General features: G+C 56.4%; 13 protein-coding genes and 2 tRNA genes. 2 read left to right on the top strand and 13 right to left on the bottom strand.

The annotated features are described in order from the left end of the window. Position 1: 1 nt before the first annotated feature. The 6 genes from ilvD to AC1RKC_RS20845 all read right to left on the bottom strand — a co-directional run bounded on the left by ilvD (position 2) and on the right by AC1RKC_RS20845 (position 6,405). Positions 2-1,852, bottom strand: coding sequence for a dihydroxy-acid dehydratase (gene ilvD / locus AC1RKC_RS20870; RefSeq protein ID WP_048762615.1), 1,851 nt, complete (start codon positions 1,850-1,852; stop codon positions 2-4). Between the two features lie 96 nt (positions 1,853-1,948). Further along, positions 1,949-2,875, bottom strand: a complete 927-nt coding sequence (ilvE, locus tag AC1RKC_RS20865) for a branched-chain-amino-acid transaminase (RefSeq protein ID WP_020837487.1) — start codon at positions 2,873-2,875, stop codon at positions 1,949-1,951. A gap of 22 nt (positions 2,876-2,897) precedes the next feature. Then, the gene (gene ilvM, locus AC1RKC_RS20860; RefSeq protein ID WP_020837489.1) at positions 2,898-3,155 is read right to left on the bottom strand and encodes an acetolactate synthase 2 small subunit; all 258 of its coding nucleotides are present in this window, start codon (positions 3,153-3,155) and stop codon (positions 2,898-2,900) included. Beyond that, the gene (gene ilvG / locus AC1RKC_RS20855) at positions 3,152-4,798 is read right to left on the bottom strand and encodes an acetolactate synthase 2 catalytic subunit (RefSeq protein ID WP_392455027.1); all 1,647 of its coding nucleotides are present in this window, start codon (positions 4,796-4,798) and stop codon (positions 3,152-3,154) included. The genes ilvM and ilvG overlap by 4 nt, the downstream gene beginning before the upstream one ends. A gap of 142 nt (positions 4,799-4,940) precedes the next feature. Next, a complete protein-coding gene (gene ilvL / locus AC1RKC_RS20850; RefSeq protein ID WP_015962288.1) occupies positions 4,941-5,039 on the bottom strand; it encodes an ilv operon leader peptide in 99 nt (32 codons plus the stop codon). Between the two features lie 133 nt (positions 5,040-5,172). Beyond that, positions 5,173-6,405, bottom strand: coding sequence for an MFS transporter (locus AC1RKC_RS20845; protein ID WP_020837491.1), 1,233 nt, complete (start codon positions 6,403-6,405; stop codon positions 5,173-5,175). A 341-nt stretch (positions 6,406-6,746) separates the two neighbouring features. Here AC1RKC_RS20845 and AC1RKC_RS20840 point away from each other — a divergent pair, with 341 nt between their 5' ends. Continuing rightward, positions 6,747-8,270: a YifB family Mg chelatase-like AAA ATPase gene (locus AC1RKC_RS20840; RefSeq protein ID WP_046374899.1), complete on the top strand. Its 1,524-nt coding sequence runs from the start codon at positions 6,747-6,749 to the stop codon at positions 8,268-8,270. Between the two features lie 27 nt (positions 8,271-8,297). Here the strand turns inward: AC1RKC_RS20840 and AC1RKC_RS20835 are convergent, their stop codons facing one another. Beyond that, a complete protein-coding gene (locus AC1RKC_RS20835) occupies positions 8,298-8,636 on the bottom strand; it encodes a MaoP family protein (RefSeq protein ID WP_020837497.1) in 339 nt (112 codons plus the stop codon). A 119-nt stretch (positions 8,637-8,755) separates the two neighbouring features. Between AC1RKC_RS20835 and hdfR the strand changes: the two genes are divergently transcribed. Further along, complete coding sequence (gene hdfR / locus AC1RKC_RS20830; protein ID WP_041415741.1) at positions 8,756-9,583, top strand: HTH-type transcriptional regulator HdfR; 828 nt, start codon at positions 8,756-8,758, stop codon at positions 9,581-9,583. Between the two features lie 4 nt (positions 9,584-9,587). Here hdfR and yjfF read toward each other — a convergent pair whose 3' ends face one another. The 6 genes from yjfF to AC1RKC_RS20800 all read right to left on the bottom strand — a co-directional run bounded on the left by yjfF (position 9,588) and on the right by AC1RKC_RS20800 (position 14,601). Then, positions 9,588-10,580: a galactofuranose ABC transporter, permease protein YjfF gene (gene yjfF, locus AC1RKC_RS20825; RefSeq protein ID WP_048762617.1), complete on the bottom strand. Its 993-nt coding sequence runs from the start codon at positions 10,578-10,580 to the stop codon at positions 9,588-9,590. Continuing rightward, positions 10,577-11,569 (bottom strand): galactofuranose ABC transporter, ATP-binding protein YtfT, encoded by a 993-nt coding sequence (gene ytfT / locus AC1RKC_RS20820; protein WP_493092705.1) that lies wholly within the window; start codon positions 11,567-11,569, stop codon positions 10,577-10,579. Before ytfT ends, yjfF begins: the two co-directional genes overlap by 4 nt. A 17-nt stretch (positions 11,570-11,586) precedes the next feature. Then, complete coding sequence (ytfR, locus tag AC1RKC_RS20815) at positions 11,587-13,101, bottom strand: galactofuranose ABC transporter, ATP-binding protein YtfR (RefSeq protein WP_488765729.1); 1,515 nt, start codon at positions 13,099-13,101, stop codon at positions 11,587-11,589. Between the two features lie 23 nt (positions 13,102-13,124). Further along, a complete protein-coding gene (gene ytfQ, locus AC1RKC_RS20810) occupies positions 13,125-14,081 on the bottom strand; it encodes a galactofuranose ABC transporter, galactofuranose-binding protein YtfQ (protein ID WP_020837505.1) in 957 nt (318 codons plus the stop codon). A gap of 315 nt (positions 14,082-14,396) precedes the next feature. Continuing rightward, a tRNA-Trp gene (locus AC1RKC_RS20805) sits at positions 14,397-14,472 on the bottom strand. A 52-nt stretch (positions 14,473-14,524) separates the two neighbouring features. Beyond that, a tRNA-Asp gene (locus AC1RKC_RS20800) sits at positions 14,525-14,601 on the bottom strand. Between the last annotated feature and the right edge of the window lie 165 nt (positions 14,602-14,766).

The raw sequence follows: 14,766 nt of genomic DNA, 5'->3' as shown, positions 1-14,766 counted from the left end.
CTTAGCCTCCCAGCTTGCTCTTGTCGCGTACTGCACCTTTGTCAGCGCTGGTTGCCAACATGGCATAGGCACGCAGCGCCAAGGAAACCTGACGCTCACGGTTTTTCGGTGTCCAGGCGCGATCGCCACGTGCCAGCTCAACTTCACGGCGTGCCGCCAGTTCGCTGTCCGAAACGTCCAGCACCATGCTGCGTTGAGGAATATTGATGTCGATCATGTCGCCATCTTCGATCAGCGCAATCAGGCCGCCGCTGCCCGCTTCCGGTGAAACGTGGCCGATTGACAGGCCCGAGGTGCCGCCGGAAAAACGCCCGTCGGTGATCAGCGCACAGGCTTTGCCCAGGCCCATGGATTTCAGGTAGGTGGTTGGGTAAAGCATTTCCTGCATGCCCGGCCCGCCTTTCGGCCCTTCGTATCGGATCACCACCACGTCACCGGCAACCACTTTGCCGCCGAGGATAGCGTCCACCGCCGAGTCCTGGCTTTCGTACACTTTGGCCGGACCGCGGAAAGTCAGGTTGTCTTTATCGACGCCGGCGGTCTTAACGATGCTGCCGTCCTGCGCCATGTTGCCGTACAGCACGGCCAAGCCGCCATCCTGGCTGAACGCATTTTCCAGCGAGCGGATACAACCCTCTGCGCGATCGTCGTCCAGCGTATCCCAGCGGCAGTCCTGCGAGAACGCCTGGGTGGTACGAATGCCCGCTGGGCCGGCGCGGAACATTTTTTTCACCGCCTCATCTTTGGTCAGCATGATGTCATACCGCTCCAGCGTCTGTGGCAGGGTCAGGCCCAGTATGTTGTTCACATCGCGGTTCAACAGGCCTGCGCGATCCAGCTCACCGAGGATCGCCAGCACGCCACCGGCACGGTGCACGTCTTCCATATGGTATTTCGGGGTGCTTGGCGCCACTTTACACAGGTGCGGCACCTTGCGTGACAGGCGGTCGATATCTTCCATGGTGAAATCAATTTCGCCCTCCTGCGCCGCTGCCAACAGGTGCAGCACGGTGTTGGTCGATCCGCCCATGGCGATATCCAGCGTCATGGCGTTTTCAAACGCCGCCTTGTTGGCGATGCTGCGCGGCAGTGCGCTTTCATCGTCCTGTTCGTAATAGCGCTTGGTCAGGGCAACGATGCGTTTACCTGCGTTGAGGAACAGATCCTTACGGTCGGCATGGGTCGCCAGCAGCGAGCCGTTGCCCGGTTGCGACAGGCCCAGCGCTTCGGTCAAACAGTTCATTGAGTTGGCGGTGAACATGCCGGAACAGGAACCACAGGTCGGGCAGGCGGAGCGTTCGATTTGTTCGCTGTCGGCGTCGCTGACGTTCGGGTTAGCCCCCTGGATCATTGCGTCCACCAGATCCAGCTTGATGATTTGATTGGAGAGCTTGGTTTTACCGGCTTCCATCGGGCCGCCGGAAACGAAGATCACCGGAATGTTCAGGCGCAATGACGCCATCAGCATGCCCGGGGTGATTTTGTCGCAGTTGGAAATGCACACCATCGCATCCGCACAGTGGGCATTCACCATGTATTCCACCGAGTCGGCGATCAGTTCGCGTGACGGCAAGGAATAGAGCATACCGCCGTGGCCCATGGCGATACCGTCATCCACCGCAATGGTGTTGAACTCTTTGGCAACGCCGCCTGAGGCTTCGATCTGTTCTGCAACCAGCTTGCCCAAATCACGCAGATGCACATGGCCCGGAACGAACTGGGTAAATGAGTTGACCACCGCAATAATGGGTTTGCCAAAATCGTCGTCGGTCATTCCGGTCGCGCGCCATAATGCGCGGGCACCCGCCATGTTGCGGCCGTGGGTGGTGGTGGCGGAACGGTACTTAGGCATGCTCTTCACTCCAAATGTATTTATTACAGGCGGCGAACGAACCGCCTGGATATTCTTGTCTGTCTGTCGTTTTACCCTAACAGGTAACGTCGTTATTTATGGGTTTACCGGATCCAGCCAGCCGTATTTGTCTTCGGTCTTGCCGGTAAACAGGCCAAAGAACGCCTGTTGAATTTGTTTGGTCACCGGGCCACATTTGCCAATGCCGACCTGGATGCCGTCGACGCTGCGCACCGGGGTGATTTCCGCCGCGGTGCCGGACATGAACACTTCGTCGGCCAGGTACAGCGATTCGCGGGACAGCACCTGCTCACGCACTTCGAAGCCCATGTCTTTCGCCAGTTTGATGATGGCGTCGCGGGTAATGCCCGGCAGCGCGGAAGAGGTGAACGGCGGGGTGAACAACACGCCGTCTTTCACTTCAAACAGGTTCTCGCCTGCCCCTTCGGAAATATAGCCGTGCACGTCGAGCGCAATCCCTTCCTGATAACCGTGGCGGCGCGCTTCGCTGCCCACCAGCAGGGAGGAAAGGTAGTTACCACCGGCTTTGGCCGCGGTGGGGATGGTATTTGGCGCCACGCGGTGCCAGGACGAAACCATCGCATCGATGCCTTGCTCCAGCGCCTCTTCACCCAGGTACGCGCCCCAAGGAAACGCCGCGATAATCACGTCTGTCTTGTAGCCGGCCGGCGGGTTAACCCCCATGCCGACGTCGCCCACAAACACCAGCGGGCGAATATAAGCGCTGACCAGGTTGTTTTTACGCAGCGTAGCGCGACAGGCTTCCATCAGCTCATCAACGCTTTGTGATACCGGCATGCGGTAGATTTTTGCCGAGTCGTGCAGGCGTTGCATATGCTCGCGGTGACGGAACACCACCGGGCCTTTATGGGAGTCATAGCAACGAACGCCTTCAAACACCGAAGTGCCGTAGTGCAGCGCATGCGACATCACGTGCACTTTGGCGTCAGCCCAGGGAACCATCTCACCATTGAACCAAATGTAATCGGCTTTCTTCGTCATTGTTCTTTATCCTTCTCACGCATCAGGCGCTTATTTGTTGTGATGTTTGCTGTTGGATCTCAACGCAGGAGACGTCCATCAGTTTGCTCAACTGAGATGACAGTAGATCCACCGGGCGCTGGCTGGCAACGGTCAATTCAATATTAATCTTGTCGGTATTTGACGCCGAAACCATATTCATAGCACAAACCTGAAAGCCACGATGACGCACGACGCGCAATACGCGCTCTAACATTTCAGGGCGAAAACGGGCCTGGATTGAGAGTTGATGCTGCATCATGAGATTTTCTCCAACATGGTTTCGTTACCGGCACCCGGCGGCACCAGCGGCCAGACGTTTTCGAGTTCATCGATCGATACATGCAGCAGGTAAGGCCCTTCGCTGTTGAATAAGGCGTCGAGCGCGTCTGCCACCTGGTCTTTACGGGTGATACGCTGGCCGGGAATGCCAAAGGCGTTGGCCAACATCAGGAAATCGGGGTTATCGGAGAGATTGGTTTCGCTGTAACGCCCGTCAAAAAACAGCTGCTGCCACTGGCGAACCATGCCTAAACGCTGGTTATCCAGTAATACGATTTTCAGCGGCAGCTGTTTGCGTTTTATGGTGCCCAGTTCCTGTACGTTCATCATGAAGGAACCGTCGCCCGATACGCAGATCACCGTATCCTCAGGGCGCGCCATCTGGGCGCCAACCGCAGCCGGCACGCCGAACCCCATAGTGCCCAGACCGCTGGAAGTGATGAAATTCTCCGGGCGCTCGAAGGTCATGTGCTGCGCACTCCACATCTGGTGCTGGCCCACGTCGGTAGTCACCACGCTGTTGGCCGGCTTGCGCTCGGACAGCTGTTTCAACAACAGCGGCGCGTAGATCGGCTGGCCCGGATGATCATAACGCCAGGTGTGGGCTTCCTTCAGCTCAACCACCCGCTGCTGCCAGGCGGCAATTTTCAGCGGCTGCTGCAACGCCGGCAGCAAGGCCTTCAAGTCGCCTTCCAGCGCGACGTGTGCCTGGCGCAATTTGCTCATTTCCGCCGGGTCGATATCCATGTGGATCACCTTGGCATGCGGCGCAAACGCATTCAGTTTCCCGGTCACGCGGTCGTCGAAACGCGCGCCGACAGCGATCAGCAGATCGCACTCCTGCACCGCCAGGTTGGCACCCTTGGTACCGTGCATGCCCAGCATACCGAGGTAATACGGGTGAGCAGCATCCGCCGCGCCCAACCCTTTCAGCGTGACAACGTTGGGCATTTGAGTCACTGCGATAAACTCACGCAGTGCCGGTACCGCCTGCGCCATGCCTACGCCGCCGCCGATGTATAACATCGGTTTGTGAGCCTGCGCCAGCAACTCGGTGGCTTGCGCCACCTCCGCCGCCGGGTAATGCAACTCTTCGACGACCGGTACCAGGTGCGGGTGCAGCTCGCCGTGGGCCAGTTGGATGTCTTTCGGGATGTCGATCAGCACCGGGCCAGGGCGGCCGCTACAGGCGATGGCAAAAGCTTCCGCCATGATGCCCGGCAGCGCGTCCAGTGATTCCACCAGGAAGCTGTGTTTGGTGCAGGCCAGAGACAGGCCGAGAACATCGATCTCCTGAAAGGCATCGGTGCCAATCAGCGCGGAACCCACTTGGCCGGTGATGGCCACTACCGGAACCGAATCCAGCAGCGCATCGGCCAGGCCGGTGATCAAATTGGTGGCGCCGGGACCAGAGGTGGCGATACAAACGCCGACTTTGCCGGTTGCGCGGGCATAACCAATGGCAGCCATTGCGGCGCCTTGTTCGTGGCGGCACAGTAGGTGTTCTACCCCACCGTCATACAATGCATCGTAGACCGGCATGATTGCGCCACCTGGATAGCCGAATACCTTATCAACTCCCTGTGCACGCAATGCTTGTACTACCCACTGAGCCCCGTTCATAGTTATTTCCCCGCCTTACTTCGACAACTGCAGGATTTTGTTCTGTTATTCATATTCTTATCCTCGCTTCACTTTTCTCTTGCCAATAAAAAACCCCCGGACCTTTCGGTGCGGGGGTTCTCTTGCGATTCCGGCTTGTTTTCTAAGCCATTCTTCGTCCAAGTGCAGCCCCGCACGGTGGGATAATAATCACCACCACGCTAATCACGACTAGGCTAATCACTTGGGCAAAGGCTTTCATAATGGGTTTGTTCACTGTGCTCGTTTCGAACTAATACCTACAGAGGTACCATAGTCCCGCGCGGCATGACAACACTTTTTTTGCGTTATTATTCGGCGCAATCTGGTCATACCTCGTGCAAAATGTCCGGTATTCAAACGTTAGCCTGCACGCCTGAGGACTTCACGGCACCCGAGATCGCTTTACCGCGCGTGTCCTTGCCGAAGAACACCAACAACGCAATCACGATCGCCACCGTACCGGCGATAATCGCCATTGCCAGCCCATAATTATGGCCATGATGCTCGGCTATCGTCGCCTGCAGCGTGGCGTTGACCGAAGCAATCAGATTACCCAATTGATAAACAAACCCCGGCAGTACCGCGCGGGTATTGGCCGGCACCAATTCGGTAAGGTAAGTCGGCACCACGCCCCAGGCCCCCTGCACCATGAACTGCATCAGGAATGCGCCAATCCCCAGCATCAGCGAACCGCTGGAAAACGCCCACAGCGGGATCACCGGCAACGCCAGCAAGGCGGCAATGATGATCGCCTTCTTACGGCCGATTTTTTCCGACAGTGCCCCAAAGAAAACGCCACCAATGATTGACGCGATATTGTAGCTAATGGCAATGATACTGACGGTTTTAGGGTCGAAACCGTGCTGAACTTTCAAAAATACCGGATACATATCCTGAGTACCGTGCGAGAAGAAATTGAACGCCGCCATCAGCAGCACCAGGTAGCCGCACAGCTTCCAATGGCTCTTCAGCACCGGCAGCAATGCGCTGCTTTCCTTGCGTTCTCGGGCCGCCAGCCACACCGGCGACTCCTGCACGCAGTAGTAAATAAACGGCAGCAATAAAATGGGTGCCGCGCCGATTACGAACATGCCGCGCCAGCCGATAATTTCAAACAGCAGGCCATACACTACCGCCGCCAACAGATAACCAAAGGGGTAGCCGGCCTGGAAAATCCCCGACATCAGGCCACGCGAACGATCGGGAATGGTTTCCATCGCCAGCGATGAGGCCACACCCCAGATCCCGCCCATCGCCACGCCGTACAGTACCCGCAGCAGCAGGAATATCGTCAACGAGGGTGCCGCCGCGGACAGCAGTTCAAACACCGAGAAGAACACGATATTCAGCATCAAAATCGGTTTGCGGCCATATTTTTCCGCCGCACGGCCAAAGATCAGCGCACCAATCGGGCGTACCGCCAGCGTCAGCAGGATCGCCAGCGTGACCTCTTCCATACCGACATGGAAAGATTGCGCGATATCGCTGAGCAGAAAGACCAGCACGAAGAAATCGAAAGCATCAAGCGTCCAGCTTGAAAAGCTGGCGATAGCTGCATTGCGTTGCAGCGGTGTCCAACCAAACATAATGTTATCCCTACCGTAGAGTACGAAGTCATGAGGTTTAGCGGCTGCCGCGGCAGAATGCAGCGGCGGTCGGATTGTGTTAAATAGGTGATTTTTATTTTAATCAATTGTTAAATACACCCATTTCCCCTCCGGTCGCAACATGGTTAGCCTGCTAATGTGTTGCAGCGTTCGCGTAATTGTTAAGGGGTATTGCCGCCCTTTGCGAAGCCCTGCACAAAAAACGGCTATCTATCTGAAACCAATAATTTTAATTACGGCTTATCGCGCAAATATTCCAAGGGTAAAGCGCGACGTCGCAACACATCCCGCATCATGTTGCCTTCAGCAAGGAGAGCAATATGTCACTGGCAGTGATCTATACCCGGGCCACACTGGGCGTTCAGGCCCCTTCGGTTACGGTGGAAGTGCATATCAGCAATGGGTTGCCCGGCCTGACGATGGTCGGCCTGCCGGAAACCACGGTTAAAGAGGCGCGTGATCGAGTGCGCAGCGCCTTGATCAATAACGGTTTCACCTTTCCCGCACGGCGTATTACCGTCAATTTGGCACCGGCCGATCTGCCCAAGGAAGGCGGTCGCTATGATCTACCGATTGCGCTGGCTATCCTGGCGGCTTCCGAACAGCTGCCAGCCGATAAGCTGGCTCACTATGAATTCCTTGGCGAACTGGCATTATCTGGCGCTCTACGGGGCGTCAGCGGAGCCATCCCCGCCGCGCTGGCCGCCATGGAGTCAGGACGGCAATTGGTTTTGGCGGCCGCCAATGGGCCGGAGGTGGGGCTAATTACGCAGAGCAAAACCCTGGTGGCGGACCACCTGTTGGAGGTGTGCGCCTTTGTGTTGGGTAAAGCGGATTTACCGGTAGCCCATGCGCCGCCGGCAATGAACAACGCGCCCGAACCAGCCGATCTGCAGGATATTCTGGGTCAGGAACAGGCAAAGCGCGCGCTGGAAATCGCCGCTGCCGGCGGCCACAACCTGCTGCTGGTTGGCCCGCCAGGGACCGGGAAAACCATGTTGGCCAGCCGCCTGAATGGCCTTCTCCCGCCGCTGACCGATCAGGAAGCACTGGAAAGCATCGCGGTGGCCAGCCTGCTGCATCATGCTGCGCAAGCGCTGCCGTGGCGACAGCGGCCGTTTCGCGCACCGCACCATAGCGCCTCGATGGCCGCTCTGGTCGGCGGGGGTTCGCTGCCGAGGCCGGGTGAAATTTCCATGGCGCACAATGGCGTCCTGTTCCTGGATGAACTGCCCGAATTCGAAAGGCGGGTACTGGATGCGCTGCGCGAACCGCTGGAGTCCGGCGAGATCGTGGTTTCACGCGCCAGCGCCAAAGTCTGCTTCCCGGCACGGGTACAGCTGATCGCCGCCATGAACCCCAGCCCTACCGGGCATTATCAGGGCATGCATAACCGCGCATCGCCACAGCAGGTCCTGCGCTATCTGGGGCGGCTTTCAGGGCCCTTTCTAGACCGTTTCGATCTCTCGATTGAAGTGCCATTGTTGCCACCAGGTCTGCTTAGCAAAAAGCGCATTGCCGGTGAAAACAGCGCTCAGGTACGGGAACGAGTGCTGTTGGCGCGTGAAAGGCAGCTCAGTCGAGCGGGGAAGATTAATGCCCTGCTGAACAATCATGAGGTCGAACGGGATTGCCGACTTAACGACGCGGACGCGGATTTTCTTGAAACGACGTTAAACAGGTTGGGATTATCGGTTCGCGCCTGGCAGCGGATCCTGAAAGTGGCTCGCACGCTGGCGGATTTGGCGGGAGATCGGGCTATTGATAAGCGACACTTGAGTGAAGCGCTTGGCTACCGCAGTATGGATCGCCTGCTGCTGCAGCTGCACCGCAGCCTTGAATAATAATGGGGCCCAAAGGCCCCATTAAAATCAATCCTCGCTGTCGGTGTAATCTTCCACCGCATCAGCCTGCGGCTTACCGCCGGACAGAGTATGGAATTTTTTCGGGCGACGTGTGCGCGCCAGATATTTAGCCCATACTTTTTCCTGCTCGGTAACCGGCTCGCGCTCACCGTGGCACACTGCGACGAACAACTGTTCTTCTTCAGTGGCCGGCTGGCGTTTACCCGTATCCAGCTCGTTGAACGCATACCCGAAACGCTCTAGCAATTGCGCTTCTTTAATGGTGAAATCGCCGTGACGGGAGAACCCGCGAGGGTAATGTTTATTATCAAAAAATCGACTGGTCGTGGTGAAGCTATCCGCCATCTGACACGCTCCTAATTCTCTCATGGCCGTGCTGTTTATGGCGCGGAGTATTAGATAGGCTTGACATTGTGTAAAACAAAACATTTAAATCTTAACGATAAAAATTACTGGAGATGGGTGTGGATACCGAATTACTGAAAACCTTTTTGGAGGTCAGTAGAACGCGTCACTTTGGCCGAGCCGCAGAATCCTTGTACTTAACGCAGTCTGCCGTCAGTTTCCGCATCCGCCAGTTAGAAAACCAATTGGGCGCGAATCTGTTCACCCGTCACCGCAACAATATCCGCCTGACGCCTGCTGGAGAGCGGCTTTTGCCCTATGCAGAGAGCCTGATGATGACCTGGCAACTGGCGAAAAAAGAGGTGGTGCGTTCACTGCAACATACCGAGTTATCCATCGGTGCCACGGCGTCATTGTGGGAGGCTTATTTGACCCCCTGGCTGCAATCGCTCTATCAGCAGCGTGAGGCGTTGCAGCTGGAGGCCAGGGTGGCGCTACGGCACTCTTTGGTAAAACAGCTGCATGAAAGACAGCTCGATTTGCTCATCACCACCGAGCCGCCAAAGATGGATGAACTGGCCAGCCAGCTGTTGGGGAATTTCTCGTTGCGGCTGTTCTCTTCCACCCTGCGCGATCAACATGCGCCGATGCCCTATATCAAGCTGGAATGGGGGGCGGATTTCCATCAGCAGGAAAGCCGCATGCTGGAGAGCGACACTCTGCCGGTGCTCACCACTACCTCTGCGCATCTGACCCGGCAACTGCTGGAAACCACCGGTGGCTGCGCCTTCCTGCCCAGTCAGTGGGAGAATGATTACCCGCAGTTAACCGCCATCGCCGAGATCCCGGCCATTATCCGCCCGCTGTACGCCGTCTGGCTGCAAAATAGCGACCAGCAGCCGCTGATCCGGCAACTGCTGAAAATACCTTTGAAAACCTCAGCATGAGGCGCTATAACGGCTTCAAACGAGGATGCCGGGGTTGGGTTCGCCTGCTGAGCCAAAACGCGCTTATCGCCTTCTGAAGGCCGATAAAGCAGAACAGCAGAATACCGATAACGATTTTGGTCCACCACGAACTGAGCGTGCCGTCGAAGGTAATGTAGCTCTGAATCAATCCCTGGATCAGCACGCCAAACAGCGTGCCTAAAACGGTGCCCACACCGCCGGTCAACAAGGTACCGCCAATCACGACGGCAGCAATGGCATCTAACTCCACGCCGCTGGCCGCCAAGGCATAACCTGCCGAGGTATACAGCGAGAAAATGATCCCGGACAGTGCCGCCAGCGTGCTTGAGAGCATATAAATCAGCACGGTGGTACGCTGTACCGGTACGCCCATCAGCGCGGCAGAGACCCGATTACCGCCGATGGCGTAGACGTTATGCCCAAAGCGCGTACGGTGCGCCAGCACCATGCCGACCGCCACAACCAATAGCATCACCAGCGCCAACAATGTAAAGCGCCCACCGCCCGGCATTTTCCAGGCATAGTTCGCCAGCGTCACATACAGCGGATGATCGATGGGAATCGACTCCTCTGAAACAATAAAACTCATGCCCCGTACGAAGAACATTCCGGCCAGCGTAATAATAAACGCCGGTAGCTTCAGCACATCAATGATCCAACCCATCAGCGCGCCGAACGACGCCCCCATCAACAGCGCGATGATGAACGCATAACCCGGTGCAATGCCGTAAGTTCCGATCAACTTGGCCAGCAGCACCCCGGTGAAGGCGATCACCGAGCCGACAGACAGATCGATACCGCCGGAAAGGATCACAAACGTCATGCCGACCGCGACGATGCCCAGAAAGGCGTTGTCGGTCAGCAAATCGCACCACACCCGCGTTGAGGCAAAACCGGGAAACTGCGTGAGACAAAAAGCGTAGCCCAGAAGGAACACCAGGACGGTAATCAGCAGCGGAAGATTACGTTTGATCATGGTTTTCTTCTCCCAAGCAGGTGGCGCAGCGTGAAGCTGGGCGATTGCACCATCAACACCACAATCGCCTTCAACACCAGATTAAACTCAGGCCGATAGCCGGACAGCAGAATGCCGGTATTCATCCCCTGAATAATTAATGCCCCCACTACCGACAGCAACAGGTTAAAACGACCGCCCAACAGTGAACCGCCGCCAATCACAACCGCCAGGATCGCATCCAGCTCCAACCACAACCCGGCATTGTTGGCATCAGCGCCACGGATGTCCGCCGTGACGATAACGCCGGCAACGGCGGCGCACAGCCCGCAGATCACATACACCGCCATCACCACCCAGCCGGTGCTGACACCTGCATTACGCGCGGAACGCAGATTGATGCCTACGGCTTCGATAAACAGTCCCAACGCCGTTTTACGCGTTAACAGCCAGATCAACAGCAGCATGACCGCAGCAATGATCGCCGGCATCGGCAAATACATCAGCGTACCGCTGCCGAGCCACGCCAACCCCTCTCGCTCAAAGGTGACGATTTGCCCTTCGGTAATCAGTTGGGCAATGCCGCGCCCAGCCACCATCAGCATCAGCGTGGCAACAATCGGCTGTATCTGCAGCACCGCCACCAAAAACCCGTTCCACAGGCCACACAGTGCGCCAACCGCCAGGGCGGCTGCCAGTACATAGCTCAGCGGATAACCGGCGCTGGTCAGCGTTGCCGCCGTGGCACCGGCTATCGCCATCACCGCTCCCACCGAAAGGTCGATACCACCGGTGGCGATTACCAACGTCATACCCAATGCCAATAACGCGACCGGTGCACCGCGATTAACAATGTCGATTACGCTGCCAAACAGTCGACCGTCTTGAATATGTAGGGAAAAGAAATTCGGGGCGACCAGACTGTCGATAAGCAAAATCACCGCCAGCGCCCCCAGTTGCGTTGCTCCGGCAGGGATGACCCACCTGACTTTACGCGGCCCACTGGTCATGGAGAAACTCCTGAGGTTCATCCTGCCCCCTGTTGTGCGGATATTACCTGCATGATTGCAGGTACCGTAATGGCGTTATGTTCAAGCTGCGCTACGTGTTTCCGGTCTCGAAGCACAACGATGCGATCGGCATAACCCACCAGTTCTTCCAGTTCGGAGGAGATCACCAACAATGCCAGACCTTCGTCACAGAGCTTTTCGATCAAGCGAATGATTTCGGCATGCGCACCAACGTCAATGCCGCGCGTCGGTTCATCCAGGATCAGAAAACGGGGTTTCGTCGCCAGCCAACGTGACAGCAGCACCTTCTGCTGATTACCGCCAGACAGATACTGGATTTGCTGTTCTGGCCCAGGAGTACGAATGCCCAACAGTTGGATATAGCTTTCAGTAATGCGGGTTTGCTCTTTCAGCGAGAGCGGCCTTAGCCAGCCGCGTTGAGCCTGCAGGGCCAAAATGATATTTTCCCGCACGGTCGCAGCGCCGATGATTCCATCGGTCTTACGATCTTCGGGGCAATACCCGAAGCCGAGGCTGGCAGCGTTACGCGGCGTCCGGATGTTCACCGCACGCCCTTCGACTTTTACACTGCCGTTGTCGCGCGGTTTGATACCGAATATGAGCTGGGCCGTTTCGGTACGCCCCGATCCCAGCAGCCCGGCCAGCCCTACAATCTCACCCGGGCGAATCTGCAGATCAAAGGGCTCAACCATCCCGCGCCGCCCATAACCGCTGAATTCAACCAACGATGGCGCCTTTGAGGGCGTATGCTCGCTGCGTTTCAGTAATGACTCATCAAACGCGTGGCCGAGCATCATCTGTACCAGTTCCATACGCGGTAAGTCGGCGGTGGCTTTCGTTCCCACTAACTTACCGTTGCGCAGTACGGTGATGCGATCGCTGATGCGGTAAACCTGATCGAGAAAATGGGTAACAAAGATCATTCCCATTCCCTGACTACGGAGCTGGCTGAGAATATCCAGCAGCATGCTGACCTCTTTGGCATCCAGGCTGGCGGTTGGCTCATCAAGAATCAAGACTTTGGCGGACAGATCGACGGCCCGCGCGATAGCGATAATCTGCTGGATGGCAATGGAGTAATTACCCAGCGGCTGGCTGACGTCCAACTGCAGCCCATACCCCAGTAAAAGCTGCTGAGCCTGGCGCAGCAGCTTTTTTTGATCGATCAGGCCGAAGCGCGTGGGCTCTCGCCCGATGAACAGGTTGGCGGCCACCGAGATGTTCGCCAGCAGGTTAACTTCCTGATAAACCGTACCAATGCCCAATGTCTGCGCCTGCGCGGTGCTCTGCGGGGTAATGGCGATGCCTTCCAGTAATACCTCGCCGGCGGAACGCTGATAAACCCCGGTCAACGCTTTGATCAGCGTGGATTTCCCCGCGCCATTTTCGCCCAGCAGCGCCATGATCTCTCCGCGCTGCAACGTGACATCAACCTGCTCCAGCGCTTTTACGCCAGGAAATTCAACGGATAATCCCTTAATCGTCAATAATGTCGTCTGAGAGTTAGCCATCTGCTGTTCCGCCGGTGAGTAGATTAATAACCCATGCTTTTCTTCAGCTCGAACTCCTGTTTAGCCGTATCCGGTTGCAGCAGCTTGGACTCGGTCTGGATAAACTTCGGCGGCGGGGTACCGTCTTTCTTCATCGCCAGCAGCGCATCAAACGCCGGCCCGGCCATATTCGGGGTTAGCTCGACCGTGGCATTGGCTTCACCGTTCATCATTGCCTTAAATATGTCAGGCACACCGTCGATAGAAACGATTTTGATCTGTGAGCCCGGCTTTAAACCCGCCTCTTTGATCGCCTGGATGGCGCCGATTGCCATGTCGTCGTTATGTGCATAAACGGCGCAAATATTTTTGCCGTTTTGCTCAGCCTTGATGAAGCTTTCCATCACTTCTTTACCTTTGCTGCGCGTAAAATCACCAGATTGCGAGCGGATGATCTTAACGTTGGCGGCGGAGGCTATGCCGTCAGCAAAACCTTTCTTACGGTTGAGGGCAACGCTGGCGCCCACGGTGCCCTGTAGCTCGACTACGTTGCAAGGCTTGCCGGCGACCTCTTTCACCAGCCATTCTCCTGCGACTTTACCTTCGTGCACGCTGTCAGAAGCCACCGCCGCGGTATACAGCGAAGGGTCGTTTACCTCAATCATTCGGTCGAGCAGGAATACCGGGATCTTGGCTTCTTTGGCTTCCTGCAGCACAGGCGTCCAGCCGGTGGCGACAACCGGTGCAATGAAGATGGCGTCAACACCCTGAGCAATGAAAGATCTGACCGCTTTGATTTGGTTTTCCTGTTTTTGCTGCGCATCGGCGATTTTCAGCGTGATACCCCGCTTTTCCGCTTCCTGTTTCGAAACCTTGGTTTCCGCCGAACGCCAACCCGATTCGGAACCAATCTGTGAAAAGCCGACGACCAGCGGTGCCGCCTGTCCCGTACCTACCAAAGCGCCAGTAATGGCGGCCGCTAACAGCAGACGTTTAACCATGTTGTTCTCCTCGCGTTGCCTTGGCATGGAACCACGCCGGGCAGGGATTATCGTTGTTGTGTATGCTGCATTTTTTCTGGTGAAGTGGGTGTCCTTAGGGTTGGACACACATTAGGTGTAGTCGAAAATCGGGCAGGAATAATGCGCAGCATCACATCACGGCAGAACAACCATTTTGTACATGGATCCAGCTAAAAATGTCTAAATTGGGAACGATTTCGGTGCGAGTTTTAAGCGATCTTTCAGGGGAATTATGGGAGATGGGGAAATTTCACGCAAAAAAAAACCCTTTGCTTTCGCAAAGGGTTTCTAATATGGCAGGGGCGGAGAGACTCGAACTCGCGACACCCGGTTTTGGAGACCGGTGCTCTACCAACTGAGCTACGCCCCTAAATCTCGCTTAACATTATGCCTGCTAAGATAGCAGGCATAATTTAAATAAGTGGCGGAACGGACGGGGCTCGAACCCGCGACCCCCTGCGTGACAGGCAGGTATTCTAACCAACTGAACTACCGCTCCACCGATTCTTTTACGTCACATCTTTCGATGTGGGCAAAACCGCGCTTGGCGATCCTGCTCATTACCAGTTGTCAGGCTGATAACGTTTATTTGATGCCTGGCAGTGTCCTACTCTCGCATGGGGAGACCCCACACTACCATCGGCGCTACGGCGTTTCACTTCTG

This window comes from Serratia sp. GW822-FHT06E05 (assembly GCF_058799445.1).
Note: the sequence above shows the minus strand (reverse complement) of the source record. Positions and strands in the feature narration are given on the sequence as shown.

Bases quoted from the DNA above. Each gene is read 5' to 3' on its own strand.
- AC1RKC_RS20840 (WP_046374899.1), top strand. From the start codon at position 6,747: ATGTCACTGGCAGTGATCTATACCCGGGCCACACTGGGCGTTCAGGCC.
- ytfQ (WP_020837505.1), bottom strand. From the start codon at position 14,081: ATGGTTAAACGTCTGCTGTTAGCGGCCGCCATTACTGGCGCTTTGGTA.
- ilvL (WP_015962288.1), bottom strand. From the start codon at position 5,039: ATGAAAGCCTTTGCCCAAGTGATTAGCCTAGTCGTGATTAGCGTGGTG.
- AC1RKC_RS20835 (WP_020837497.1), bottom strand. From the start codon at position 8,636: ATGGCGGATAGCTTCACCACGACCAGTCGATTTTTTGATAATAAACAT.
- yjfF (WP_048762617.1), bottom strand. From the start codon at position 10,580: ATGATCAAACGTAATCTTCCGCTGCTGATTACCGTCCTGGTGTTCCTT.
- ytfT (WP_493092705.1), bottom strand. From the start codon at position 11,569: ATGACCAGTGGGCCGCGTAAAGTCAGGTGGGTCATCCCTGCCGGAGCA.
- AC1RKC_RS20845 (WP_020837491.1), bottom strand. From the start codon at position 6,405: ATGTTTGGTTGGACACCGCTGCAACGCAATGCAGCTATCGCCAGCTTT.
- ytfR (WP_488765729.1), bottom strand. From the start codon at position 13,101: ATGGCTAACTCTCAGACGACATTATTGACGATTAAGGGATTATCCGTT.
- ilvD (WP_048762615.1), bottom strand. From the start codon at position 1,852: ATGCCTAAGTACCGTTCCGCCACCACCACCCACGGCCGCAACATGGCG.
- ilvG (WP_392455027.1), bottom strand. From the start codon at position 4,798: ATGAACGGGGCTCAGTGGGTAGTACAAGCATTGCGTGCACAGGGAGTT.
- ilvE (WP_020837487.1), bottom strand. From the start codon at position 2,875: ATGACGAAGAAAGCCGATTACATTTGGTTCAATGGTGAGATGGTTCCC.
- ilvM (WP_020837489.1), bottom strand. From the start codon at position 3,155: ATGATGCAGCATCAACTCTCAATCCAGGCCCGTTTTCGCCCTGAAATG.